This is a genomic window from Roseivirga pacifica (assembly GCF_900111145.1).
Classification (GTDB): domain Bacteria; phylum Bacteroidota; class Bacteroidia; order Cytophagales; family Cyclobacteriaceae; genus Roseivirga; species Roseivirga pacifica.
Map to the genome: position 1 here is coordinate 1918263 of NZ_FOIR01000001.1, position 25834 is coordinate 1944096.

26 protein-coding genes are annotated in these 25834 nt (G+C 40.7%); 7 read left to right on the forward strand and 19 right to left on the reverse strand.

The window, feature by feature from the left end; translation table 11 throughout:
- The first annotated feature begins 45 nt into the window (after nt 1-45).
- Nucleotides 46-642, forward strand: coding sequence for a DUF6992 family protein (locus tag BMW98_RS08755; protein WP_090258115.1), 597 nt, complete (start codon nt 46-48; stop codon nt 640-642).
- A gap of 165 nt (nt 643-807) precedes the next feature.
- On the opposite strand, the gene BMW98_RS08760 is transcribed toward BMW98_RS08755, so the two are convergent.
- The 6 genes from BMW98_RS08760 to BMW98_RS08785 all read right to left on the reverse strand — a co-directional run bounded on the left by BMW98_RS08760 (nt 808) and on the right by BMW98_RS08785 (nt 6392).
- On the reverse strand, nt 808-1689 hold the full coding sequence (locus BMW98_RS08760) for a HEPN domain-containing protein (RefSeq protein ID WP_090258116.1): 882 nt from the start codon (nt 1687-1689) through the stop codon (nt 808-810).
- 86 nt (nt 1690-1775) lie between these two features.
- On the reverse strand, nt 1776-2705 hold the full coding sequence (locus BMW98_RS08765) for a macro domain-containing protein (protein WP_090258117.1): 930 nt from the start codon (nt 2703-2705) through the stop codon (nt 1776-1778).
- A complete protein-coding gene (locus tag BMW98_RS08770) occupies nt 2702-3205 on the reverse strand; it encodes a TIR domain-containing protein (protein WP_090258118.1) in 504 nt (167 codons plus the stop codon). Before BMW98_RS08770 ends, BMW98_RS08765 begins: the two co-directional genes overlap by 4 nt.
- Before the next feature lie 380 nt (nt 3206-3585).
- The gene (locus tag BMW98_RS08775) at nt 3586-4635 is read right to left on the reverse strand and encodes a vWA domain-containing protein (protein WP_090258119.1); all 1050 of its coding nucleotides are present in this window, start codon (nt 4633-4635) and stop codon (nt 3586-3588) included.
- Nucleotides 4628-5521, reverse strand: coding sequence for a hypothetical protein (locus BMW98_RS08780; RefSeq protein WP_090258120.1), 894 nt, complete (start codon nt 5519-5521; stop codon nt 4628-4630). The genes BMW98_RS08775 and BMW98_RS08780 overlap by 8 nt, the downstream gene beginning before the upstream one ends.
- Nucleotides 5514-6392 (reverse strand): DUF58 domain-containing protein, encoded by an 879-nt coding sequence (locus tag BMW98_RS08785; RefSeq protein WP_090258121.1) that lies wholly within the window; start codon nt 6390-6392, stop codon nt 5514-5516. The genes BMW98_RS08780 and BMW98_RS08785 overlap by 8 nt, the downstream gene beginning before the upstream one ends.
- Before the next feature lie 142 nt (nt 6393-6534).
- On the opposite strand from BMW98_RS08785, the gene BMW98_RS08790 reads away from it, so the two are divergent.
- Entirely contained in the window at nt 6535-6870 is a 336-nt protein-coding gene (locus BMW98_RS08790) for a DUF4296 domain-containing protein (RefSeq protein ID WP_090258122.1), read from the forward strand.
- Nucleotides 6871-6890: 20 nt separating this feature from the next.
- Entirely contained in the window at nt 6891-9266 is a 2376-nt protein-coding gene (locus BMW98_RS08795) for an endonuclease MutS2 (protein ID WP_090258123.1), read from the forward strand.
- An 87-nt stretch (nt 9267-9353) separates the two neighbouring features.
- On the opposite strand, the gene BMW98_RS08800 is transcribed toward BMW98_RS08795, so the two are convergent.
- The 6 genes from BMW98_RS08800 to BMW98_RS08825 form a co-directional block, all read right to left on the reverse strand.
- On the reverse strand, nt 9354-9860 hold the full coding sequence (locus BMW98_RS08800) for a hypothetical protein (RefSeq protein ID WP_139177462.1): 507 nt from the start codon (nt 9858-9860) through the stop codon (nt 9354-9356).
- 62 nt (nt 9861-9922) lie between these two features.
- Nucleotides 9923-10543, reverse strand: coding sequence for an ABC transporter ATP-binding protein (locus BMW98_RS08805; protein ID WP_090258125.1), 621 nt, complete (start codon nt 10541-10543; stop codon nt 9923-9925).
- A 1-nt stretch (nt 10544) separates the two neighbouring features.
- Nucleotides 10545-11327, reverse strand: coding sequence for an acyl-ACP--UDP-N-acetylglucosamine O-acyltransferase (gene lpxA, locus BMW98_RS08810; protein WP_090258126.1), 783 nt, complete (start codon nt 11325-11327; stop codon nt 10545-10547).
- Nucleotides 11324-12712 (reverse strand): bifunctional UDP-3-O-[3-hydroxymyristoyl] N-acetylglucosamine deacetylase/3-hydroxyacyl-ACP dehydratase, encoded by a 1389-nt coding sequence (locus tag BMW98_RS08815; RefSeq protein WP_090258127.1) that lies wholly within the window; start codon nt 12710-12712, stop codon nt 11324-11326. Before BMW98_RS08815 ends, lpxA begins: the two co-directional genes overlap by 4 nt.
- 25 nt (nt 12713-12737) lie before the next feature.
- Nucleotides 12738-13760 carry a UDP-3-O-(3-hydroxymyristoyl)glucosamine N-acyltransferase gene (gene lpxD / locus BMW98_RS08820; protein ID WP_090258128.1) on the reverse strand — a complete coding sequence of 341 codons (1023 nt, stop codon included), beginning with the start codon at nt 13758-13760 and terminating at the stop codon, nt 12738-12740.
- Nucleotides 13761-13778: 18 nt separating this feature from the next.
- A complete protein-coding gene (locus BMW98_RS08825; RefSeq protein ID WP_090258257.1) occupies nt 13779-15008 on the reverse strand; it encodes an HD domain-containing protein in 1230 nt (409 codons plus the stop codon).
- A 50-nt stretch (nt 15009-15058) separates the two neighbouring features.
- Between BMW98_RS08825 and porX the strand changes: the two genes are divergently transcribed.
- The 3 genes from porX to BMW98_RS08840 are packed head-to-tail and all read left to right on the forward strand — an operon-like array spanning nt 15059 to nt 18271.
- Nucleotides 15059-16618, forward strand: a complete 1560-nt coding sequence (gene porX / locus BMW98_RS08830) for a T9SS response regulator signal transducer PorX (protein WP_090258129.1) — start codon at nt 15059-15061, stop codon at nt 16616-16618.
- Entirely contained in the window at nt 16618-17052 is a 435-nt protein-coding gene (tsaE, locus tag BMW98_RS08835; protein WP_090258130.1) for a tRNA (adenosine(37)-N6)-threonylcarbamoyltransferase complex ATPase subunit type 1 TsaE, read from the forward strand. The genes porX and tsaE overlap by 1 nt, the downstream gene beginning before the upstream one ends.
- Nucleotides 17045-18271, forward strand: coding sequence for an alanine dehydrogenase (locus BMW98_RS08840; RefSeq protein ID WP_090258131.1), 1227 nt, complete (start codon nt 17045-17047; stop codon nt 18269-18271). Before tsaE ends, BMW98_RS08840 begins: the two co-directional genes overlap by 8 nt.
- A gap of 136 nt (nt 18272-18407) precedes the next feature.
- On the opposite strand, the gene BMW98_RS08845 is transcribed toward BMW98_RS08840, so the two are convergent.
- On the reverse strand, nt 18408-18827 hold the full coding sequence (locus BMW98_RS08845; RefSeq protein ID WP_090258132.1) for a BLUF domain-containing protein: 420 nt from the start codon (nt 18825-18827) through the stop codon (nt 18408-18410).
- Between the two features lie 55 nt (nt 18828-18882).
- The gene (locus tag BMW98_RS08850) at nt 18883-19536 is read right to left on the reverse strand and encodes a hypothetical protein (protein ID WP_090258133.1); all 654 of its coding nucleotides are present in this window, start codon (nt 19534-19536) and stop codon (nt 18883-18885) included.
- Nucleotides 19537-19567: 31 nt separating this feature from the next.
- On the opposite strand from BMW98_RS08850, the gene BMW98_RS08855 reads away from it, so the two are divergent.
- The gene (locus tag BMW98_RS08855; RefSeq protein ID WP_090258134.1) at nt 19568-20035 is read left to right on the forward strand and encodes a hypothetical protein; all 468 of its coding nucleotides are present in this window, start codon (nt 19568-19570) and stop codon (nt 20033-20035) included.
- Between the two features lie 358 nt (nt 20036-20393).
- Here the strand turns inward: BMW98_RS08855 and BMW98_RS08860 are convergent, their stop codons facing one another.
- From BMW98_RS08860 to BMW98_RS08880, 5 genes are all read right to left on the reverse strand, one after another.
- A complete protein-coding gene (locus BMW98_RS08860) occupies nt 20394-21446 on the reverse strand; it encodes an endonuclease/exonuclease/phosphatase family protein (RefSeq protein WP_090258135.1) in 1053 nt (350 codons plus the stop codon).
- A gap of 172 nt (nt 21447-21618) precedes the next feature.
- Complete coding sequence (locus tag BMW98_RS08865) at nt 21619-22563, reverse strand: hypothetical protein (protein WP_090258136.1); 945 nt, start codon at nt 22561-22563, stop codon at nt 21619-21621.
- Between the two features lie 201 nt (nt 22564-22764).
- Nucleotides 22765-23592 carry a hypothetical protein gene (locus BMW98_RS08870; protein ID WP_090258137.1) on the reverse strand — a complete coding sequence of 276 codons (828 nt, stop codon included), beginning with the start codon at nt 23590-23592 and terminating at the stop codon, nt 22765-22767.
- A gap of 212 nt (nt 23593-23804) precedes the next feature.
- Nucleotides 23805-25376 carry a phage tail sheath family protein gene (locus BMW98_RS08875; RefSeq protein WP_090258138.1) on the reverse strand — a complete coding sequence of 524 codons (1572 nt, stop codon included), beginning with the start codon at nt 25374-25376 and terminating at the stop codon, nt 23805-23807.
- A gap of 169 nt (nt 25377-25545) precedes the next feature.
- Nucleotides 25546-25767 (reverse strand): hypothetical protein, encoded by a 222-nt coding sequence (locus BMW98_RS08880; RefSeq protein ID WP_139177464.1) that lies wholly within the window; start codon nt 25765-25767, stop codon nt 25546-25548.
- Nucleotides 25768-25834: the final 67 nt, after the last annotated feature.

Sequence of the window (25834 nt, forward strand, 5' to 3'; positions counted from 1 at the left end):
AAACCCTTTGCTTCATTATCTGTTAACAGACAAAACCATAGAACTATGAAGCGCCAATACCTAATGCTAGCCTTGTTAATCCTGTTTGCTTTTGATGCTTATGCTCAGGGAGTCGGGTTGACTGAATTTAATACCGAACGTCTTCATGTTAATAAAACGGGTATGATTGTACTGGGGAGTTGGGCACTCGGCAATATCGGTACGAATGCTGTTTTACTGAATAATCCTTCATCGAAAGAACAGGCGCACTTTTACAGAATGAATATCTTTTGGAATGTAGTGAACCTGGGCTTGGCGATACCCGGGCTGAGACATTCATTAATAACAGACCCTGCGAGCCTAGATATGGCCTCTACTGTTTCAGAATATCACAAAATGGGCAAAATACTGCTTCTGAATGCTGGCCTAGATGTGGCCTATATTACTGGTGGATTTTTAATGAAGGAGATGGCGAAAACCAGGCCTAACAAAGAAGACATCTTAACCGGTTATGGTCGCTCTCTGATCCTGCAAGGTGGTTTTCTGCTGGCTTTCGATATTGTGCTTTACTCAGTCTTAAGCTCAAAAGGTGGCGACTTAGAGAAAATTCTAGAAACCGTTCATGTTGGAGCTAACTCCATTGGACTAACCTTTCGTTTTTGAAGGATCCAAAGTCTTTTGTGATGGTTTGGCTATGATTTCGTTGTGGAATTTCACGTGGTGAGAATTCCGTTCGAAATCAAACTTTAAAATAAAAGTAAGGATTTCCGTTTAAGGAGATCCTGCCACAGTGAATTATAGGCATTATTAGCTACTGCTTATTTGTTTTTATTCAAAAAGTTTGTCTTCAATAAACTCTCTTCTTTTCTTATTATCATTGAAAGTATGTATTAAGCTATAGTCACTGATGATTTTTAATATTACTTCACAAATAAACTTAAAAAATGGTGGTATTAGATTTAATTCTACTTCCTTTATTGTTTCTCCATGAACAAGCTTAGACCTAATTGAATAATATTTTTTAACGTATTTATATAGTTCTTTTTTTCCCTCCTTTTCATTGCCCATCAAATTAGAAACGTTGCAAGCTATTTGATGAGTTAATTCTGAATTTGAATGTGGTGAGAATAAAGTTTCAAGAACGATGGATAAAGAAATCCCAGTAAGTTCTAAAGTGAGAGTATACCAAGAAAAATAGAAAAAGTTCAACATATTTTCTATTCTAGATTTCTGTACACCTGAAGTATATGTTGATTTTAAATTTTGCCATACCTTTTCCAATACTTCTATACTATTTCCGTCAAATTTTGAATGATAAACTGTAAGTTCGTCTGTAAACTCAGTTAAACTATCGTATAGTGTATAAGTAAGGTGAGAAGTCTTAAAATCATCTTTTGACATTATAATTCTGCAATGACCTAAAGTGCCTTTGTAAATAATTGTAAGAAGATTAATAAAGGTCGTTGACAAGGAATAATGAGAAGATGAAGGCAAAAAAGAATGGTCAGAACCTGTCTCATCATATAAGATTAACCCAGTATTAAAAGTATATGGTTCTCCTTCATCTATATTATCACGCCCACATATTTTTTTATACAACTTTCCTACAGGATGGGTGTTAGGATTGATAAAGCTTATACCCTCTTCTAATATATATTCATTCTCGTGATGTTCCCAATTCAATAAGTGAATAAGTATAACAAATTTCATAATGTGATCTAAGTTGTAGACAACGTTTTGGCTATGCGCAGTGTCCCGAAGGGCATTGTTTATAGGTTTTGTTGTGCTTAGTACTTTTATTCTATTGCTGTTCCTGTTGGTAATTCATTCCCTTTTAAATACCCTGTATTGTTACAATGTAATCTGATAAAGTCTAAGAGCTCATCTAATTTCATCTTATATTGTTTTAAGTCACTTGGGTGAATTACGATAGTCAATTGTTCGCAATAACTTTCTTGGCTTAGTGAAACCAAGAAGGATAAGACAATCTCTTTAATCACTTCTTCTCGCTTCAAGGGAATCCTTCCACGACCTGTCCCCACAATAGGTATTACTAGATTATCCTTGCTACCACTATGAGTTAAATATGCCCATAGTTCGTTTAGAGAAGCTCTGAGATTATCAACTGTAGTTTTCGAACGTCCATGAGGATTGAGGGTTGAACTGCAAAGAAGATAGTATTGCTTTTCATCTCGGAATATTGGAACTACAGTCCCAAGCTTATACTCGTCTGGATTGTTATTGACTAGGTATTTTTGATACCATTCTTCGTTGTCTTCAATCTGTTGGCAAATGTCTGTGTTTAGGTGAGCAGGGGTCTTTTGATAAGCGTTATTAATGAAATGCTTCAAAATACTACTCGATTTTTTGACTATACCATTATTATCACAATCAAGTCGATTGTTGATAGGTACGATTAGAGCACCTTTTGTCTTGAAAATATCTCCAATTCTGATAGAAATGGATACATCCCTGCTTTGGACTTTATAGGAGAAAGTGAATTTGGGCCAATTTCTATAAATGATAAGAATGACAGCAACAATCAAGATTATCCACCACATTGACTTGATATTGGTAGACCAACTTGATTTCCCGAAGAAGTCTAATATTTCTACGGTCAGCCATATTGCACCAAAAACAGAAAGAATGCTTTGCCCGAATCTTTTTAAATCAAGTCTTTCCCAAAATAACCAAAGGCCATAGCCAATATTATCAAACCAACTCATAGGCCTAGCTCTTGGTATATGTTGTCTTTATAATAGAATGATTCGCTCTTACCTTCTCTGGCATAGGTAATGTGAAGTTCACTCCATCTTTCTAAAGCAAGCTGAATGATTTTCGGGTTGAAACTGACATGAAGAGCAAGTTTATCTCTTAATATAGCAGGACACTTATCATTGTCCATGGAACGCTTACCATTCAAATTGACAACTATGATTGGTAAGTTAAGCTTAATGGCTTGGTCGATTTCCCATCGAACATACTTGTAAAGAAATTTGGTTTTCTCACCGACAAGAAGAATAAACATTTTTGAGTTCTTCATTCTTTCCCGAAGGTTTCTTTTAATGGTTTCTTCTGAACTGTTTTGCCAAATGTTTATTACGTCATGAGCATTATAGAAATTAAAGTCACTATAGTCACTCTGTTTCCATGCTGTCATAAGACGATAATATCTTATGTCGCTGTCTGCATCAAACGCTACATATGTTTTATTTCTATATGCCATCAGTTTTGTTTTTTCGTATTAAGCCCAACGTTAGCTATGCGCCACTGTAGTGGCGGATATAAATGATATGTTTATTAAAAACTTCCCGATAGCCATTGCTATTCTATGGCTATACGCACCTTTTAAGTATTTAAGAAAATCACAGGGAAGGTCGCGTTCGTGTGTGTTTTTCTAATTTCAAGAAAGAGATTTGCTGGCTTATTTGCAAGGAGGAATATTGGGTGAGAGGTGTTAAAGTTGTGAAGTGAGGAGGTGATGGAGTTATGGGCAGTGGTCAGACTACTATTGGTTACCATATTTTACTTCGTAGGCTTTGGGTTTCATAAGCCTAAACCTCCAAGGTTTTTCTTGTATACAAACCTTGGGGGTTTTGAATCGCATTAATCCTCTAAAATATTGCTGATAAACGTACTCTTTGAAAAGAGGAATAGAATAAAGAAAACCAGTGCCCATTTTAAATAAATAGGGTAGAAGTCCGTGGTGTTCTTATAACGTGTTTCTTTAATCTCAGCCTTTTCATATTCATCAATCAGGTCGAACACATTTCTTAACGCCTCGTTATCCGAAACGCGGTAAAACTGGCCATTCCCAATCTTTGCAATTTCTCTAAGTGTAGTTTCGTCAAGGGTGTTTTCTACATAGTTCGGTCGGCCGAAGAAGTCTTTGCCAAAAGGCACTTTTCCTTCTTTACCAATACCAATGGTGTAGATTTTAATATCGTATGCTGCGGCAAGTTCGGCAGCAGTAATTGGGTCTATGTTTCCCGCAGTGTTATCACCGTCAGAAAGTAGGATCATCACTTTAGAAGCGGCTTCAGATTCACGCATGCGGTTGGTGCCCACTGCTATGGCACTACCAATGGCTGTGCCGCGATTCTCAATTTTGTTAAAGTCTATTTCTTCGTCAATAAACTTGTAAAGCAGCTCGTAATCGGTGGTTAATGGCGATAAACTGTAAGCGTCACCCGAAAAGATTACTAAGCCGATACGGTCTTGCTGCCTACCAGCAATAAAGTCACGAGCAGTACGCTTGGCAGACTCTAGGCGGTTCGGCTTAAAGTCCTCGATCTGCATTGACTCCGAAATATCTATCACCAAAGCAATATCTATCCCTTCAGACCATTGCTCTACTTCTTCATTGGTGCGTTGTGGCCTTGCCAGGGATACCAAAATGAATATGAGCGAAAGCGCAATCAATAAATTGGGTATAAAGCGCAGGTAGCTTGTCCAGTGCTTTTCAATTTCTTGCTTAGGTAGTGCTACCGGTAACTTCTGTTTTAGCTTAGTGCCTACCAACCATTTTAAGGCAAAAAGTAGCAACACAAGCGGTATTAGGTACAGCACAAATGCATTCGCCCAATCAAACGACTTAAAAGCCGATGGGGTGAACCATTCTGGTGAGTACCATTTGTATATCGTTTCGTCAAGCATTGCGTATCTGTTCCGTTACGTGGTTATATCGGTCAATCGAATAGTCTTTCAAAAAGTCAAAATCGTCTTGCAAAGCGGTTACTTCTACTTTGCTGTAAATACTTCTATCAATCGACTTTAGCGTTTCTTCCAAAGCGCTATTTTCCTGAATTTTCAGAATCTCTTTTGTGGTTAGCTTGGTGAAAGGAATGTTCTCAAGTCCCTCCATATACTGTTTCCAGTACTTTATTACCTGCTCAATTTCATGCTTATTCGTATTGGCATTGAGCGCTTCCACTTTTTCGTCAAAGGCCTGCTTAAAGTTTTCCAGCTTCTTCTTCATGCGGTAAAGCCTAATGCGTTTGTAAATTTCTTTGCCCCAAATAAGCATTACAACGAGTGTAATTATGCCTAAAATGGTCAGGCCAATCAGCCAATAGGGGTAGTTGAACTGCAACGAAACAGGCTGAAAAGCATTTGTTTCTTCCAGATTAACTGAGTCGGGCATTTGCGTAACCACTTGGTTGAGCACAATAGAATCCTTGTTACTAAAAATCTCCAGGCTGTCTTTTCCAGTAAAGAAGAAAACCGGTACAGAAAGACTCTGAATTGTATCTATTTCGAAAGTAGCCAAGTAATAAACCGCGCTATCAATACTGTTTATCGAATCGGATTCTGTATCGAAATAGGCTTTATCAAATAGCTCGAAAGGGGCGAAGTTGTAAAGCGAATCGGGGAAGATGATTGCTCTGTTCTTTTTGTCTTTGTAGCTCAAAGAGTAAGGAACAATCTCACCGATCTTAACGCTGTCTTTCAAAAAATAGCCATATGGTTTCACCTCTTGGGCGAAAGAAATACGGCACAATACGCTCAATATCAACGCAATGGTTAAGGTTCTGCTATTCACTCTTGAATGTTTTATTGCGGATTTTGAAGAGTTTGATTAATTGTGGAACGTATCTGTCTTTGGTGTTGATTTCCAGATAGTTGATTTGGTTTTTACGGCAGAATTTTTCCAATTCACCCTTGTTTACAGAATAGGTCTTTTCCAACTTCTTTCTAAAACCTGCCGATGAGGTATTCACCCAAACGGTTTTCTGACTTTCCTTATCGTAAACCGGCACAATGCCCAAGTTTGGCAATTGTGTCTCGCGGTCATCTTTAAGGTGAATAACAACCAAATCGTGTTTTTTAGCCAGAAGCCTCAAGCTTTGCTCGTAGCCATTGTCAATAAAATCGGAGATTAAAATCACTACGCTTTTACGGGTAATGATTTCCAAAGCCTTCTTAATTCCTGTATTTATATCGGTTTTGGTAGATTTTGGCTTGTGCTTGTAAAGCTCATTGATAATCGCGTAACCATGTTTTACGCCCTTGCCCGATTTTACAAATTTCTCCTTTTGGTCAGAAAATGTAAGCAAGCCCACGCGGTTTTGCTCTTTAATAGCCGAAAGCGTGAGTACCCCGGTAATTTCTTTTCCAATATCAACTTTTTGTGCGCCCGGAGTACCAATTTCTTGCGAAGCACTTATGTCGAGCAGAAAGAAAACGGTCTGCTCTTTTTCTTCTTTAAAGGTTTTTACAAAGGTACCATGACCTTTGGCCGAAACATTCCAGTCGATAGAGCGCGTATCATCCCCGTAGTGATATTCGCGTACGCCATCAAACTCAAGGCCTGAGCCTTTAAAAATAGAATGGAAATCACCCTGCATATGCGAGTTGATGGCCTTTCTGATCTGAATTTCGTACTTCCGAAGCTTGGAAATGATGTGTTCCATAATAAAGGGCTAAAAATAGGATATATTTAAACTTCCGACAGCCTTAAGCTTCTTAATTTTGGTTAATGCTGAAGAACGCAAAATATAAACCCTTAGTTTTGCGTCACAATACTATCAGATTCGAAAATAAAGTGCACGAACAGTGGTAAAAAAGGTTTTTTTATTGGCGGTTGCATTCTTGCTTTTTTCATGCGAAAAAGAGGAAGAAATACCCGCAGATATTCTTAGCGAAGAAAAAATGGTTGAAACCCTAATTGAGGTGAGAATCCTTGAAGGGCAAGTGGTAAACCTTACATTGCCGCTCGATTCGGCCGAAACGCTTTATGGAATTTTAGAAGCTGAGCTTTTTCAGGAACTAGATGTAGATTCCATTGCTTATATGAAGAGCTACGAATACTACATGACGCACCCTGCGAAATTCGAACGCATTGCCGAAATTGTAATTGATAGTTTGAAAGTTAGACAGCAAAAATATTAAGCCGACCGTTTAAAGATTACATGCTTTATCCCCTTAATTTAGAAGAGAAACTAGGTTTTCATAAGATCAGAATTCAACTGGAAGAAGCTTGCGAAAGCAGCTTAGGCCAGCAGTTTGTTAAGAAAATCAGGTTTTCGAATAGTAAAAATCACATCGATCGTTGGTTAGACCAAACCGCTGAGTTTGTACAAATCATTCAAAGTGGTGAGTTGTTCCCGAATTCCAACTACATCGATATCTCCAAATATTTCCCGAAGATCAGAATCTCGAATAACTTCCTTTCAGAGGAAGAGTTTTTCGATGTTATACTGTCTTTAAAAACATTGAATAAGTGTTTGGACTTTTTTAGCGAAAAGCGCGATGCTTACCCCAACTTGGCAGAACTCACACACCCTGTGTTGTTCAACGAGGATCTTTTATGGTCTCTCGACCGTGTTTTTGATGAGCGTGGAAAGCTCAAGGACAATGCAAGCGACCGCCTTTCCGAAATAAGAAAGGGTATTCATCAAGAGCGCCAGAGGCTTAGACGCGTGCTTGATAAAATTTTGAACCACGCCAAAAAGGAAGAATACACGCCAGACGATGTATCGGTAACCATTCGCGATGGTCGTATGGTAATTCCGGTTTTGGCTGAGCACAAACGCAGAATCAAAGGCTTTATTCATGGGGAATCGAATACCGGGCAAACGGTTTATTTAGAACCAACCGAGGTGCTGGAGATCAATAATGAGGTAAAGGAGTTGGAGTATTCTGAAAAGCGCGAAGTGATCAGAATTCTTACTGAATTGACCGATTATGTGAGGATGGAGCTGGAGAATCTGGAAGGAATAATGCAGTTCCTTGGGCTTATAGACTTTGTTCGGGCCAAGGCACGATTGGCGACTAAACTTGCAGCCTACAAGCCGCATTGGTCAGAGCAAAAGTCCATGAAATGGCACAAAGCTTTCCACCCACTACTTTACTTAAATAACAAAGAACTGGGCAAGGAAACTGTTCCGCTCAATATTGAGCTTTCTGCTAACGATAGAATATTACTGATTTCTGGCCCGAATGCCGGTGGTAAATCGGTATGCCTAAAAACCGTTGGCTTGGTGCAATACATGTTCCAGTGCGGTCTTTTGGTTCCTGTTGATGAATCTTCTGAGTTCGCCATATTCAATGATCTGTTTATTGATATTGGCGATGAGCAGTCTATTGAAAATGACCTGAGTACCTATAGTTCCCACTTGGTGAACATGAAGAAGCTGCTCGCCCACGTGAATAAACGGGGTTTGTTCTTAATAGATGAATTTGGAACAGGTACCGAACCACAATATGGTGGCGCTATTGCTGAAGCCATTTTGGCGGAACTGAAGGAATCGAAAGCACTAGGAGTTATTACTACGCACTACGGCAATCTTAAGGAATTTGCCGAAAAGGAAGAAGGCTTGACCAACGGTGCTATGCGCTACGATATCAAGAACCTTCAGCCAATGTATCAATTGGAAATTGGTAAACCCGGAAGTTCTTTTGCCATAGAAATAGCCCAGAAAATTGGCTTGCCAAAGCATACGATAGACAGGGCTAAAAAGCGTGTAGGTAAAAAGTTGGTTTCGTACGATCGTATGTTGGCGCAGCTCGATCAGCAGAAGCAAGAGGTTGAAGAAACCCAGCAGTCTTTAGCCAAGAGAGAGGTTGAACTTACTGAGCTTACCGAACAATATGAGCAGCTTAAAGCGCATATGGAACGCAAAGAAAAGCGTATCCTCAACGAGGCTAAGCAACAAGCTGCGCAAGTGTTAAAGGATGCGAACAAAGAGGTTGAGCGCGTAATTCGGGAGATAAAAGAGCAAAGAGCAGAGAAGGAAGCTGTAAAAGCGCAGCGCGATAGGCTGGAGAAACTTCGTAAGGAGAACGAAGTGGCGCCTGAAGAAACCTGGAAAAAGACAGCCGATGATAAAATTGAAGTTGGCGATTATGCACGTGTGAAAGGCCAAGATACTGTGGGTAACGTAGTAGGTATTAAGGGTAAAGATGCTGAGCTGCAGATAGGCGCATTAACGTCTTTTGTTAAGCTTTCGCGTTTAGAGAAGGTGAATAAAAAGGCTTACAAAAAGCAGGGGCAAGAAACTGGTAAGAGCGGCATGGATTACTCCAGCAAAATGGCTGACTTTGATGCTAAGCTTGACCTGAGAGGCAAGCGTGCCGAGGAGGTTATCCCAATTCTGGATAGATGGATGGACGAGGCCATTCTTTTGGGTATTCCCGAACTTCAAATTTTACATGGCAAGGGGCATGGCGTTTTAAGGCAAATAGCCCGTAACCATTTAAGTACTTTTAAAGAAGTGGCCACTATGAAAGATGAGCATGTGGATAGAGGAGGAGCCGGAATCACATTAGTGACAATGCATAAATGATAATTGCACCTGTTAAGTTTATGACCTCAAGAGTAATAAAAAAGGCGTTCAGAATTTCTGAACGCCTTTTTTAAGTGTTGTAATTTCTTACTGGGCTTGTAGGTTGAAAACGTAAGTGCCGTCTGTTCCTTCAACACCGTCTACACCATTTGCAGAGCCACCACCGCTTGCTGTAAAGTTTACAGTTAAGGTTAATGTGGCAGGGCTTGCATCTGCATTAAAGTTGCTAATTGTGAATACATTGTCCGAATTACCATCAATCGTAATTTGGTTAATGTTTGTGCTGCTCAATGCCCAAGTTCCGCTTGCATTAAAAACCGGGTCACCGTCTACAGTTGTGTAAGATTTCGAGCCCGCAAGTGTACCTCTTAGGGTTAGGCTGAAATCGTCAAAACCTTGTGCTGGTGAGCCTTCAAAAGTAATTGAAGTGGCTGTCCAAGTAGAACCAGATGAGCCAGCAAGGTCTAAAATTCTTTGTTCCTCGGCAGTTGGCTCCGGAGTATCATCTCCTCCGCCACTACCGCCACCGCATGATACCAAAGCGAATGAAAAAATAGCGAGAAGGGAAAGAAGTAAGGTTTTAAGTCGGTTCATTGTAATTAGTTTAATGGTCAATTATAGTACTTCGCTATGACTATTACTAAAAAACGGAGATGTTATTGTTTAAAGTCGGGTATATAAAGTTTGTTCGGGCAAAAGTCGTACTCATGTGGTTGGTTAGAACAAATAATCAAAACCTTACTATCAATACATGCTTGCACATTTTCCAGGTACCAATCTGTTCCCTTTTGATCAAGGTTAGATGTAGGCTCGTCCAAAAAGCAGATGTCGCTGGTAGAGAAGAAGGCGAGCCCAAGTTTTAGGCGTTGCTTCATCCCCGAGGAGAAATGCTTTATCTGTTTGTTTTGATTGTCTGCCAAGTATACCTTTTCAAGAAAGGTTTGCAGCGAAAATCCGGCCTTAAGTTGTTTGAACTTGAAGTGAAAATCGAGAAATTCTTTTAGCGTGAATTCTTCTATTAACTCCATGTATGGCGTAGCAATATCCATGTAAGAGAAAATCTCTTCTACTGTAATAGCCTTACCGTTTTTGGAGAATGTTACTTCGCCCTCCGTAGGTAGTTTAAATCCGCTAAGTAGTTGGATGAGTGTGGATTTTCCACTGCCATTAGGTCCGGTAATGGCAGTGGGAATTCCTGTTTCAAAAGAAGCATCCAGCTTTCTGAAAATCCATTCTCTAATGAATTTCTTCCCAAGTCCGCTGGCTTCAATCTTCATATTATTTGGCAGTATAGCCTTTCATTATTCCTCTGTCAGACTTTCTGAAGAAGTTAAGAATTTCGTCTCTTTCTTTAGAAGGCGTCATTTCAACTTCAATCAGGTCTATGGCTTTTGTATTGTTCAAACCTTTGAGGAATACGTAGCGATAAATCTCTTGTATCTCCGCAATCTTTTCGTTGGTAAAGCCTCTTCTGCGAAGCCCAACTGAGTTAATTCCTGCATAGCTCAATGGCTCGCGACCAGCCTTGGTGTATGGAGGAACATCTTTTCTTACCAAAGAACCGCCCGATACCATAGCGTGCGAACCAATGTTTACGAATTGGTGTACGGCAGCAGCACCGCCAACAATGGCCCATTCTTCAATGGTTACATGGCCTGCCAACTGCACTGCATTTACTAAAATACAGTTGTCGCCAACTATACAGTCGTGGGCAACGTGCGTGTAAGCCATAATGAGGCAGTTTTTACCAATGATGGTTTTGTTGGTTGCCTCGGTTCCTCTGTTTAGGGTTACACACTCGCGAATAACGGTGTTGTCACCAATTTCCAGCGTAGTGTCTTCGCCACCAAACTTAAGGTCTTGCGGAACGGCAGAAATAACAGCCCCAGGATAAACTTTTACATTTTTGCCAATGCGGGCGCCTTCCATAATGGTTACGTTGGAGCCAATCCAAGTACCTTCTTCAATCACAACGTTTTTACTGATTGTTACGAAAGGTTCAATTACCACATTGCGTGCAATTTTTGCTTCAGGATGTATGTAAGCTAAAGGTTGGTTCATGAGTTTTTTACAATTCTTGCTGTCATTGCTGCTTCACACACTAAGGTGTTTCCTACATAGGCGTACCCATTCATTTGGGCAATTCCGCGTTTTATTGGCGCGGTAAGTTCGCATTTAAATTTAATGGTGTCTCCCGGAATTACCATTCTTCTGAATTTACACTTGTCAATTCCGAGGAAGTATGGCGTGTAGTTTTCTGGGTCTGGTACAGTATTCAATACCAAAATACCACCAATTTGTGCCATAGCTTCTACCTGAAGCACACCTGGCATTACCGGGTTGCCTGGGAAGTGGCCAGTGAAAAATGGCTCGTTCATGGTTACGTTTTTAATGCCAGCAACCATGTGGTCATCCAAATGAATGATTTTATCGATTAGTAAGAATGGGTAACGGTGCGGCAAAATCTGCGTGATTTTGTTAATGTCCATTACCGGTTCTACCGTTGGGTCGTAATAAGGTGCGGCAGTGCGCGAGTCCTTCATGGCCTTTTTAAGCTTTTTAGCGAAGGCTACATTGGCAGCGTGGCCAGGTCTTGCTGCTAAAATTTGCGCTTTAATTGGTCTTCCGGCCAAAGCCAAGTCGCCAACTACATCGAGTAGCTTGTGGCGCGCAGGCTCGTTTCTGTGGCGAAGTTCTACATTATTAAGAATGCCTTCCTTCTTTACTTCAACCTTAGGTTTATTGAATAAGGCCGCCAAGTTATCAAGCTCTTCGTCTTTTACTACGCGGTCCACAACCACTATGGCATTATTCAAGTCGCCACCTTTAATCAGGTTGTTTTTGTGCAGCATTTCCAACTCGTGCAGGAAGCAGAAAGTACGACTCGAAGCGATGTCTTTCTTAAAATCCTTGATGTTGGTTAATGTAGCATGCTGACTACCTAAAACAGGCGAATTGTAGTCTACCATTACGGTAACGCGATAATCGTCTAGTGGAAGGGCAGCTATTTCTACATCACGGTCGTTATCGCGATAAAAAAGGCTTTCTGTTACCTCAAAGAAGTTTCTCAGGGCATTTTGCTCTTCGGTACCAACGCGCTCCAACGCTTCAATAAACATTGCAGAGCTACCATCCATAATTGGTGGTTCTGGACCATCGAGCTGAATGAGTACGTTATCTATTTCTAGCCCCACAAGTGCGGCCAAAGTATGTTCTACAGTATTTACCCTAGCACCGTTATGCTCTATGGTGGTTCCTCTCGAAAGGTCCACAACGTAGTCTACATCAGCATCAACAATTGGTTGTGTTTCAAGGTCTACCCTCTGAAACTTAATGCCGTGGTTTGGTGGGGCAGGGTTGAATGTCATGTTTGCTACTACACCGGTGTGCAAGCCTACGCCCGATACGGTAACAGGTTCTTTTATGGTATGTTGTTTAGTTTCCATTTATGGGATTGAAAATTCCGCAAATTTATAACTTTTTTTCCAGTTGTTTGACCCTTTCCATTAACTGAGGAAGGTTTCTTAGAATAATGCTGGTTCGTAAAAACTCTTTGTGTTCTTGAATAGGGCTGCCAAACCAAACTTTGCCCTCTTCTTTAATGGTTTTTGGTACACCTGCTTGTGGCCCAATAATCGTTTTATTAGCCATTTGTAGGTGCCCGGTAATGCCGGCCTGACCTCCGATTTGGCAGTTTTCGCCAATTTTGGCGCTACCCGAAAGTCCCGCCTGAGAAGCGATTACTGTGTTTTTACCCACTTCTACATTGTGAGCTATTTGCACCAAGTTGTCAAGCTTAACACCCGAACGAATAATGGTTGAACCCATTGTAGCACAATCGATAGTGGTATTTGCCCCTATATCTACATGGTCTTCAATAATCACATTACCGGTTTGAGGTATTGTTTTATAAGTGCCATCTTCTTGCGGAGCGAAACCGAAGCCATCGCTACCAACTACCACGCCTGCATGTAGCACGCAATTGTTGCCTACTTTACAGTTGGCATAAATTTTTACCCCAGGGTAAATAACAGTGTCGTTGCCAATGGTCACGTTGTCGCCAATAACAGCATTTGGGTAGATTTTAGTTCGGTCGCCAATAGAAACATTTTCGCCTAAGTAAGAGAATGCGCCTAGGTAAACTTCTTCACCTACTGTGGCCGATTCGCTTTGGAAGGACGGTTGCTCAGTTCCTACCTTTTTAATGGCTGTCATTTGTTGGTAGGCTTCCAGTAGCTTGGCAAAGCTAGAATATGGGTCTTCTACTCGAATTAGAGTAGATTTTATCTCTTTTTCAGGAGTGAACTCTTTGCTTACAATTACTCCGCTGGCTTGCGTATCGTAAATGTAGTTGGTGTATTTTGGGTTGGCCAAAAAGGCAATGCTACCTTCCGTAGCTTCTTCGATTTTTTCTAATCGGTTTACCTTAGCTTCTCCGTTTCCTTCGACAGTGCCTTGAAGTATTTCGGCTACTTGTGCGATAGATATTTCCATTGATAATTTCTTAAACGATTACAAAGATATGTCTTTTGGCCAGCAGTGATAATATTTACGTACCACTTTGGTCATGGCTTTAATATTTGGCAAGTCTGCCGCCTTGGCAACATCGCGCACCTTGCCGTCTTTAGAAAGGATCATAATTTCCTTATCGGTAGACTGGTAGGCATTATTAGTAAGCTGGCCAGATGAGAAAAAGTTTTTGGCTTCCTTCTCGGTAATGTCGTAATGTGCCGCAATTTTCTCCAAAAGGGCTTTTTTCTGCTCTTTGGTAATCGGTTCATTACTTATTTTTATTCTGAAAAGCTTTCGGGCCAAAAGCATTTGGCACAGCTTAGATAGAATAAAGTCCTCGTGTTTTGCCCAAATTTTAATTGCACCCCAAATGTCGTAGTCATCCAACTGTACAAACTCTTCCAGTACATTCGGATTTTCTGCAAACTGCTCAATGCCTATTTCTTCTTCAAAGAACATGCGCAGTGAGTCCGACATGGTAAGGCTGTTGCCTTTTTTAGTTAGTTTTTTAGCTCTGTTGATAATGGAAATGAGCATTTTTTCGGCACCAACACCGGCCTTGTGCAAGTAAACTTGCCAGTACATTAGTCTTCTTGCACTCAAAAAGTTCTCAATACTGTATATGCCTTTTTCTTCCACTACTAATTCGCCATCGTGCACGGCCAACATTTTAATAATGCGGTCGGCACCAATTGTTCCTTCCGAAACACCAGAGAAGAAGCTATCGCGCTTTAGGTAATCGAGTCGGTCTATGTCTAGCTGACTTGATACTAGCTGATGTAGAAATTTTTTGTGGTAGTTGCCATTGAAAATTTCTAGCGCCAAAGAAAGTTTCCCTTCGAATTGCTGATTAAGTCGGGAAATGATGATGCGCGAAAGATGCTCGTGATGCACGTTTTTTAGCAAGCTAAATTCCAATGCATGCGAGAATGGTCCGTGACCAATATCGTGCAAAAGTATGGCGATCAATGTGGCTTCAAATTCTTCGTCTGTAATGTCAACTTCCTTATAGCGAAGGTTTTCCAACGTTACAGACATTAGGTGCATGGCCCCAATGGCATGGTGGAAACGCGTATGGTGCGCCCCCGGATAAACCAGTTCGGCCAAGCCCATTTGCTTGATCCTTCTTAGTCGCTGAAAATAAGGGTGGTCGATGATATCGAAGATGAGCTCACTTCTTATCGTGATAAAACCATAAACCGGGTCGTTTATAATCTTTCGTTTGTTCAAACTTTCTACTTTAATTCTTATAAATTCGGGCTTGTCATACCAGAAGAGCAATGCAAAGATATAATATTTTGTGGGCGGACGATGAGATTGACTTACTGAAACCTCATATCCTTTTTCTTTCGGACAAAGGATATGATGTAACCCCAGTAACGAGTGGTGCCGATGCAATAGATGCCTGTGAAAAACAGCATTACGATGTGGTGTTTTTAGACGAGAATATGCCCGGAATGACGGGCTTGGAAACGCTTAGCTACATTAAGAGCATGAAGCCTGCGCTGCCGGTGGTAATGATCACTAAAAGTGAGGAAGAGCAGATAATGGAAGAAGCCATTGGAGCGAAGATTGCCGACTACCTCATAAAGCCCTTAAACCCGAACCAAATACTGATTTCTGTAAAAAGACTGCTAGATAATCGCAGGCTGGTGAGCCAGCGAACCAACATGAATTATCAGCAGGAGTTTGCCAATATAAGCATGAAAGTAAACGACCAAATGGACCATGAAGAATGGGCCGATGTTTACAAAAAGCTGGTGTATTGGGAGTTGGAAATTGATAAGACAGAAAACAAAAGCATGAGTGAAGTGCTCGAAATGCAGAAGGTGGAAGCCAATGCAAATTTTGCGCGCTTTGTTATTGATGAATACGAAAGTTGGCTGAATGATGCCGATGCTGACAGGCCCTTGCTTTCGCATCAGCTTTTGGAGAAGACGGTTTTTCCAAACCTTACAGACGAACCGACTTTCGTGATTGTAATAGATAACCTTCGTTTCGATCAATGGAAGTTGATAGAGGAAGACTTGTCTCCATACTTTAATGTAGAAAGTGAAGATACCTACTACTCCATATTGCCTACCACCACGGCTTATGCCCGAAATGCCATTTTTTCTGGCGAACTGCCTTTAGAAATGTCGAAGAAGCACCCTGATTTGTGGGTGGGCGATGGTGACGATGAAGGAAAGAATAACAATGAAGCGGAGTTTTTGGGCAGAAACCTAAAACGCCATGGGCTTGATATTAAATATTCATACCATAAGATCATCCATTCTACTCAGGGCAAGCAACTGAACGATCAGTTCTCGAACCTGCTGCAGAACCAGCTCAATGTGGTTGTTTACAATTTTGTGGATATGCTTTCCCATGCCCGTACCGACATGAGCATGATTCGGGAATTGGCAGCCGATGAGTCTGCCTATCGCTCGCTTACACAGTCTTGGTTTCAGCATTCACCGCTGCTCGATTTACTTAAGTTGATTAGCGAGAAGGGGCTGAAGGTTGTAATTACTACTGACCATGGAACTTACCGGGTTAAGAAACCTTTTAAGGTGGCAGGAGATAAAAACGTGAACACGAATTTGCGCTACAAGCAAGGCAAAAATCTGGGCTATAAAGGCAAAAATGGTATTTACGATGTCGCCAGACCAGAACACATACACTTGCCAAAGCCGAATGTGTCTACTGCCTATTTGTTCGCTACTGAAGATACCTTTTTCGCTTATCCGAATAATTTTAATCACTATGTAAAGTATTACAAAGATACTTTTCAGCATGGGGGCATTTCTATGGAGGAAATGATAATTCCGCTTATTTCACTAACTTCGAAAAGGGGCTGATGGTAAAGGAGTTAACGCTACAGTCGAAGGGCCTGGATGATCTGCCAGAGGTAGCTGAGCGCATTATCGATTTTGGCCAAAATGTAACTGTATGGCTGTTTATTGGCGAAATGGGAGCCGGAAAAACAACGCTTATCAAAACGCTTTGCGAAAAGTTGCAAGTACTCGATCAAGTGAGCAGTCCAACTTTTTCGATTGTAAATGAATATTTAACGGCCAAAGACGATACGGTTTATCACTTCGACTTTTATAGGTTAGAAGATGCCGAGGAGGCCGTGGCCATTGGCGCGGAAGATTACTTTTTTAGCGGTAATTTGTGCCTTATTGAGTGGCCTCCGATAATTGCAAACTTGCTACCAGATGAGTACATGCTGGTACAAATAGAAGCACTTGAAGATGGTGTGCGTTCGATCAAATTGAAAAACAATGGTTGAAAAGGGGAAATCTGGTTTTGCTGAGCTTGCCAAAGAGGGCAGCCTTTATCCGCAAGAGAAACTGATGAAAGTAAAGTCGGGCAACCGTTCTTTAAAAATTTCCATTCCTAGCGAAGTTTCTTATCAGGAAAATAGGGTAGGACTTACCCCATCGGCCGTGGGTATTTTAGTGGCCAATGGGCACGAGGTACAAGTGGAGCAAGGTGCTGGTAAATATGCTTTTTTTGACGATACCGAATATTCTGAAAATGGAGCGCAGATTGTTTACTCTAAAAAAGAGGCTTTTGAGGCCGACTTGATTGTAAAAGTAGAGCCGCCAACCTTTGAGGAAATAGAGTTGATGAAGCCGGGCACTAATGTCTTTTCGGCCATTCAGCTGGGCAATGCGAGCACCGAATATTTTGAGCAGCTGAACAAGCGAAAAATAACCGCTTTGGGCTACGAAATGCTGGAAGACAAAGCAGGAGGCTTGCCGATTGTGAACGCTATGAGTGAATTGGCTGGTAGCCTAGTAATTCCTATTGCTGCAGAATATATGAGCAGTGCCAACGGGGGCAAAGGGATTATTTTAGGCGGAATTACAGGTGTACCACCTACACGAGTAATTGTGCTTGGAGCTGGTACAGTAGGCGAATACGCAGCCCGAGCTGCTTTGGGTTTGGGAGCCGAGGTGCGCATTTTCGACAATGAAGTTTATAAGCTAAGAAGAATAAAGCACAAGCTGGGTAATCAGGCTTTTACCAGCGTGATTGACTCTGCTACTTTGGAGCAATCGCTCCGCTCGGCCGATGTGGTGATTGGCGCTTTAAGAGCGGAGAAAGGGCGAGCCCGTTGCGTGGTCTCTGAAGAAATGGTCGCCAATATGAAGCCTGGTTCCGTCATCATCGATGTTTCAATTGACCAAGGCGGATGCATTGCTACCTCGGAAACTACCACTCACGCCAAGCCTACATTTAGAGCTTATGATGTTATTCATTATTGTGTACCGAACATTGCTTCGCGTGCAGCTAGAACGGCCACAACGGCTTTGAGCAATATTTTAACCCCGGTGCTTTTAAAGGTAGCTGATGCCGGAGGAATAGACCAAACGATATATCAGTACAAGTGGTTTGGAAGCGGTATTTACGCCTATCGTGGCACTACCACCAACTTGGGTATTTCTAAAAAGTACAATTTGCCATACAAGGACTTAGGCCTGCTAATGGCCGCTAGACTGTAGTGCCATTCAAGTACTTTAAACTCCTCATTTGACCTGCGGTGGTGGGGTTCCGTCAGTACCGAAAGTCAGACGGAAAGGAGAAATAAATGGTTTTCCCTTTAGGGAATTAAAGGTTCACTGGAAAGCTTAAAGCCAATCAATCATTCATTACTTCTTTGCTCATTAAGTTGAATAGTTCTTGAGCAAGGGGCGAGGTATTGTTTTGCGAAGGCAGTTCTTTAAAAGATGCGGCTCCATTTTTTTCGAGTGTAGCCAAGTTTTCTTTCAATTCCTTAAAAGCCATAGACCAATCATTGTAAATACGGTCTGGGGCTTCTTGCATGTGCAGGGTAATTACCTCGCTATGTCGGGTGTCTTTTCTTATGCCATTGTATAGCTGATTCACGGCATTAAAATCACCCTCCAAAAGCTGTAGAAATAGCCCTTTATGATAGAGCAGACAGCCTGTTATGTTCTGAGAACTATTGAAGTTTCTGGCAGTTTCCAGAATATCTTCTAAGTCTTTGTCGGTTAAATTTGGTTTTGCTTTGCTTCGGTAAATGAGTTGGAATAACATAGGCCATCAAGTTAATTAATCTATTTGAGACCACATTGCCACTAATAAAATGCGCCTACTCGGTAGTGCAAGTTAGGCCGTATAGGTAGAGTGTTTGGATGAGTTTACTGCGGTATATGAATTTGAGGTAATTAAAAAGAAGTTTATAACTCACCAATGTACTCACCATAAGTGTCCAATAAAGCCATTGGCTGCCGCTTTCAAAAGCATAAATACCAGCTATAATGGCTAGTGCAGTAGAGAGCATTAAAGTGGCTAGCCTCCAATTATCTACGAGAGAACCCATGTTTGGAGCGTTATCAACTTCATCAGCAGTTATTGGCTTTAGTTTAAACAGTCCATTTCTGTTTCTGATGTTGACTTCATCAGTCATTTCAGTCAGGCTATAGTTTTGTTGATGTGTCAGACTTAGTACTGAAATTAGGCTATGCTTTTTCTTTTTGTGATAGAATAATCCTAGATAACAGAAACTCATTATTAGGAAAAAGGGTCCAACAATAAAGCCCGAATGGCCTCCATGCCATTGGTTTGCTATATTGGAAAAGCCAAGCAATAGCCAAACAATTGAAAGTATGAACTGTAACCTGTTTCGACTAAAAAGCTCTTCTCGCTCCGTAATCACCTGATGCTCTTCGTTTAAGGCAATAACTCCCGATTGACGTTTACCATATTTTAAAATCAAGTACTTTTGAAAGTCGTTTACAGTCATGTGAATGTTTTTTTGAAAATAAAGAACTCCTTTGAAACAAGCACTTTCCATACAGTTAAAGCAGCAAATACTTACTGTTTGTCATGAAAAAGTAGCTGCGCAAATCGCTCAATTAGAAGCTGAATTGAAGTCTTTGGGCGAATCGGCAGCATCGGATACCAAGAGCTCTATGGGTGATAAGTATGAAACCAGCCGCGAGATGATCAACCTAGAAAAGGGGAAGATCGCTGGGCAACTGGCCAATGCCACCAAAATGCGCTCAATTCTTAAAGGTATCGATGCTGGAAAGGCACTTTCTACTTGCGAAATGGGAGCATTGGTGCAAACTAACCAAGGATTTTACTTACTGGCTGCAGCCATAGGTCAGGTTGCTGTGGAAGGTGTGAATTGCTTTGTCATTTCCCCTGGTTCGCCAATTGGGCAGCAACTAATGGGAAAGGCAGCGGGAGATACTTTCAAATTGGGGCCAAGGGAAATTGAGCTAGTTGGAGTAGTGTGATCGTCCAAGTGATAGACTCAGATAGGGGAAGTCATTGTGTGAGCATATTTTTCGTTCTAACAGCAGCAAAAATATTTAACAGTTCGCTTTAGTTTCTTTGAATAGGCAATCCGACAGCCTACTTCTTCTCCAATGAGGCAATAAAATCCGGCTGTGGTTGAATCAGACTTAATGTTATACCAAATCTCCTTTTCAGAGTAATCACTATCGAATTCATCCGCTGCCGCAATTGCTGGACTAAAAAAATGCTCCTCGCTGAAAAATTCAGACACTCTTTTTTTGATGTATTGCTCCTTTTGTTCAACGGTGGGTTTGTCAAATGAAACTAGCTCATAGCCGGTGAGGGAGTTTAAGTGTCTTATTCTTCATTAACTTCTTCTATACCTTCTTTGATAATTGTGTCTGTGGTTTCCTCTAGTTCATCAGTTACTTCTTTTGGTTGTTTAGTCTCTTCAGAGCTTATATGAAACCAACTAAAGAAGGGCAGGTGGTCAGAGCCCACATCTGGAAGTGTATTCAGAGCATCTATTTTAATGCCTTCGGAATAATACAACAAGTCTAACGGAAACCTCAAGAGAGCTGGTTTCACAGGAAAAGTGCTGTAAAGTCCGCTATCTTTTCTCGCATCCTTTAGCTTTGATACTTTTGAAAATAGCCGAGCACTCCTTGACCAGCAAACATTATTAAAGTCGCCAATAACCAAAGTCGGAAGCTCCGATTTAAGCACTTCTTTAGCTAGAATCATGAGCTCAGCATCTTTTTGTTTGGAGGTTTCCATTTCTGTAGGACTCGGTGGAGGAGGGTGAATTCCCCAAAAAATAAAGAGATTATTTTGTGAGTCTCTAAGGTGGGCTTCTATGGCAGGTCTTTCGTCAGATACGAAGTAGTGTGCTTTGATAAAATCCACTTCTAGGTTAGTATAAAGGTGCATCCCATAAGTGTTCTCTCTCGGGATTTTAAGTTTTTTGCTATAACTAGACTCAATCTCTTGTAGCGCATTGTCCCATGCCTGATTAGTTTCTAGCGTTAATAGAATATCTGGATTGTGGGCTTTTATTAAATCAATGGTTCTGCCATATTCTGTATTGTCTTGGTATACATTAATACTCAGAACGGAGATACTTGATGGCGTTTTTCCAGTATACTTGGTTTTACCACTCTTGGGAATAAAAGGGAAAATAATATAGCATTGGTATAACAAGGCAATAACAAGTATTGAAAGAGTGCTGGCATTAAAAGGTGTGTGTTTATCGATAAAGAATACAAAAAGTAGTATCAGTGCTATTTGTAAGAATATTGTTTGAACTCGAATAAAATCGAAATTCCTGACAGACCAATGTGTAAGTCTTAATGAAGGTAGAAAGCTACCAAGTATTAAAACCCAAGAAAGTATTAGGATGGCTTTTTCCATGGCCAGTATAAACTAATAGTAAGTAAAAATTGAATGGGAGAGGAGTCTAAAGTTATCAAAAGATTGATAGCAATTTAAACCGCCTAGAACAGTTCGTTTGGATTATACCTTGCAAAAATCAGTTTCCAAACCTAGTTAAGTCATAATATGCAAATGATTCATTCCATTGGGCTTACCTTAAGAATTCAACCGGAAAGTGGATTTGAGTGTTGACTGGTTTTCCATCAATTTTGCCGATTTTAAACTGAAACCCACAATTAAGTACAATGTCTAAGGCTATCTTATATAGTCCATCCTTGTCTTCTTCTAATGGTTCAGCGTATTTCATTGTACCGTCCGTTTCAAGAATAAAGGTGATATAAGATGTGTATTTTTTACCTCCTGATTTTGAATTGGCGACTGTTTTTTCCTGATAACAATCAAGTTGAGCTTGGGTTGGAGGCAGTAAATCAAATTTTTCATCAAGGGCTGAGAACGCAGCTGCGATAGGTTTATCTGGAAGTTCGAACTCCTTGTCTTTTACCTTTCGCTTCTTAATTTTCACTGCTTCTCGGATCTCGTAGTATAAGCCGTACTCTGTTGTTGTTTTAAGCGCAATTGCTCCGTCAACTTCTTTTAGCTTATTGTACCAATTGCCCACGTTATGACCTTCAAAATCGGTGTAATCAACTCTTATGTCTTCTGAGTAGTAGGTTTTCGTTAGTCCATATTCAGATTCGGTTATCACCATATAGGATTCGTGCCCCAAAACTTTGGTTGTAGCATCTTCTAATATTTCAGAATCACCGTATTCATAGTTAGGCTTTCTGGCGTCCCGAAATGTGATATAGGGCTTGCCGGCATAATCGTCATACATCCTTTTTGTCTCATTATCATAAGTGTAGGAGTAGCTATATTTTCCATCTTTATAATAAGTTGATTTATAGCGTTTGGCCCCTATAATGTATGACACAGTGGTTCCATCTTCGCGAGCTATTAACTCTTTTAAACCTGAGGTATCAATGCCAATGGTATCTGACTTAGGTACAATTCGAATCTCGTAGGTTATTTCACCACTGAAATCTTGGGCTTGTACAAAAAACGGGATTAGTAGGATAAGGAGTAGTAGCTTCTTCATTTAGGTTTTGTTGCGCTTGCATGTTTGTACACGAAATCTGCTAAAAACCTTTGCAATAACCAACACTAAAACTGTGGGTGTTCTTTTGACCTTCGATGGTTTTGGTTTACGAATAAGCTAAACGAGTAGTTGTTGGTCGAGAAGACCGAAAATCATACGATTGGCTTCCATTTGCTCAATGGCTATACATGATGTGTTACATTACATTTTTTTGACAAACCGACTACTTATCCAACCAATGGAGTAGTAAGGTTCATCATTGTTATATCCTTTGAACAGTATTTCTTTTATAGGCCTGATGTTGTTACGCATAATTGCAAAGTACCAAACCCTACCTGTTTCGTCAGTTCGAGTTGCAATTGCAGTTCCAATGGACTCTGGTGGGTAGATCGCAATAGTGTTGCCGGGCATATCATAGTCCGCATGATGAGGTTCAGTGTTGTCAATAAATGGTTTTAGTCTTAAGGTGTATTCTGGGTTGACGGTCTTGAAAGTAACAGGGGCGATAAACTCACCATTGGGGAATTCCATCCCTTGAATATGTGCAATCTTATTTGTCAGTTGAAATTTGAACTTGCCACCAATGTTGGTTGGAGTATAATATTCAAATACATCGTTAATAGAAGCACAGCAACCATAATGATTGACCGCAAATGAAAGTGGTTCATATGCTTTGAAATTACTCACGAACACTAGTTCACCCATTACACTCAAGACTTTGGAGTAGCTATTCCCTTCATTGCGGAAAAATATTATGTCTTTGCTTTCACCGCCAGCATATCCATAAAACATTACATCAGTTAAGCCGTCAGCATCGAAATCGATCAAGTGAAAATTAGGAGTTGAGTCATCGTACACCTGATAATTATCTAATAAACCCTCAGATTTTAGTTGCTCTATAATTGAAGTATTATTTGTTCCTTTAGTCCATGCCTGGAGGTTAGGCTCCTTCTTAGTTAGAAATGCTTTTAATTGTCCAAATGTTAGAGTAGGAGTTAGAAGGAGTAACAGAAGGATTTTTTTTATCATTTTGATAGGCCGTTTTTCAGAAGATAGAGTACAATGGTTAAATCAAAGAAAGCGTTACTGTCAGATTAGAGAGATTTAGTGTTGGTTTTATTTAGAGTTAGGTAATGTTTTTTACCAATAAGCTAAAACGAATAGTTGTTGGTCAAGAAGACCAACAACGTTATGAGTCTGATTTGTATTAATTGTTTGCAGTGTTCAAATCGATGCTTGTTTTAAGATGATTTTGCCATTTCCTGTACGAAGGTCAGTACAATAAATTCTGCCGGACGAACTACAGCCACTTTTACTGTCACTTTCATAATTCCATTCAAAATATCCTCTGCTGTCATAGTAGAACCCAAACCACATTCCACTTGATAGGCATCGGCCGCAGTAGCTCCCTGAAGTCCGCCTTGCTTCCAAATATCGTTAAGGAAACTCCCAATCATGGCTTTTACGGCACTCCATGTATTTGCATTATTTGGTTGAAATACGTAAGAGCGGCACGCCAGCTGGCAAGATTGCTCTAAGAATATCATGGTTCTCCTTACGCTTAGGTATCTCCAATCTAAACTATTGCCGTCCAAAGTTCTTGCCCCCCAAATGAGAATTCCCATTCCATTGAAAAAGCGAATGGCATTAATGGATTTACCTGAGATAGCATCTACATTCAGAGAATCTTGCTGTTTACTGGTTAATTTAATTGGTAAGCTTACTGCCTCAACAATACCTGTGTTTGCCGGAGCGGACCAAACACCTTCCCCGTTATCGGTTGTAGTAATAACCCCTGCCATTGCTCCACTTGCAGGCAGCATGTTGGCGTCATTCAATACGTGTTTCATGATTGAACTATATACCTTGCTACAGTTCATTAGGGCATTGTTGGCCTGATTAGGCGTTAATTCTCCGCTAGCTACTTTTTCCAGAATGGATGCCGCTGTTTTATCCGGGGCACTTGCAGGGTTGACAAAAGGTTCCAACTGCTTTAAATCTCCCCCAAAAAGGTTGGTGTAATTAATATCTGTGCTTTGCATTATGGTGGTTCCTATAAATGGATAGTAAGCCGTTCCATAATTCAAGCCCTGAGTACCAACGTTATTCCTAAAGTTGGCAATATCTTCAGTATACATAATGGGGTCAGGGGCTCTTCCACCGATAATGTCGAATATGCTGATGGCCGTTCCCATTTCTGAGTTTTGCAAGAGCATTTCCTGCATTAGAGTAGAATTGTTGTCCAACGATAAAAGCGTAGCCTCGGGACAGATATACATCGTTGGTTCTTCTTCATTTTTGAGTAATCTTAATCCTTTAGTCAGGTCAGCCAGTTGCACATTAGGGTTAACAATCTGATCTCCGGGGGTTATGGGCTTTCCTGAAGGTGTACCGTAAGCACCTGTGGAAACAATGTAAGCATCTCCGCCACCATTGGCATAAAACAACCTGATGCTGTTGTATAAATAATAAATGGTGTTTGGATCTGGGACAATGGAATAAAACGCTCCGTTGAATAAGATGTAGTCGCCTTTTTCTGGTTGTAATTTTTGCTTTACCAAATAATACTGCGGGCTATATTGCTGTACTGGTGCCGCTGGCGCAGGAGGGGTTGGCAGGCAATAGATTGCCTGAAAATCAGTAAAGCTGGTTATTTTTTGTGGCTTGAATACGTAAGACTCCCCCTCGTATTCTGCCTGCGGAGTGTAACCGATAAATGCCGGAACAGCAGTTTCTACAGGCACTACTGCATTACCAAAGGCCTCTTTTTCATTGATGTAGACTCCGGGCGTTTGAATGTTTTTTGAATTCATGTGTGTTTAATTTGTCATGTTTTAGCTAGCGCCCAGCTATGATGGGAGGGAATTAGAAAATATCAATTTCTCGCCTAGCACATAGCTACGCCTTAATTTAAATTTAAAACTTGTGGTGGACTTTCCTATCCCCACGAAAATATCTTGATCTACAACTTCCCCCATTAATTCATAGCGGATGTTGTAGAGCGATTAAGTCGTCAAACTCACTGGAAAGTCTGAGGTATTCGTCTGACCAATCATTAGCTATAGCGCACTCTTGAATAGGAGCAGTTGGTGCAAACAGGGCTTTCAGGTATTCCTTGTCTATCCGTTCACCGTTCTGAAGTTGTTCGATAACTATACCTAGGTCCATTCCAATTTCTGCAGGACTGAGTCCATCAAAACTCATGTTGTTATGTTTGATTAGTAACCCTTTTACTTTGTTAAGTAGTTCTATTAGGGATTCTCTTGAGTCA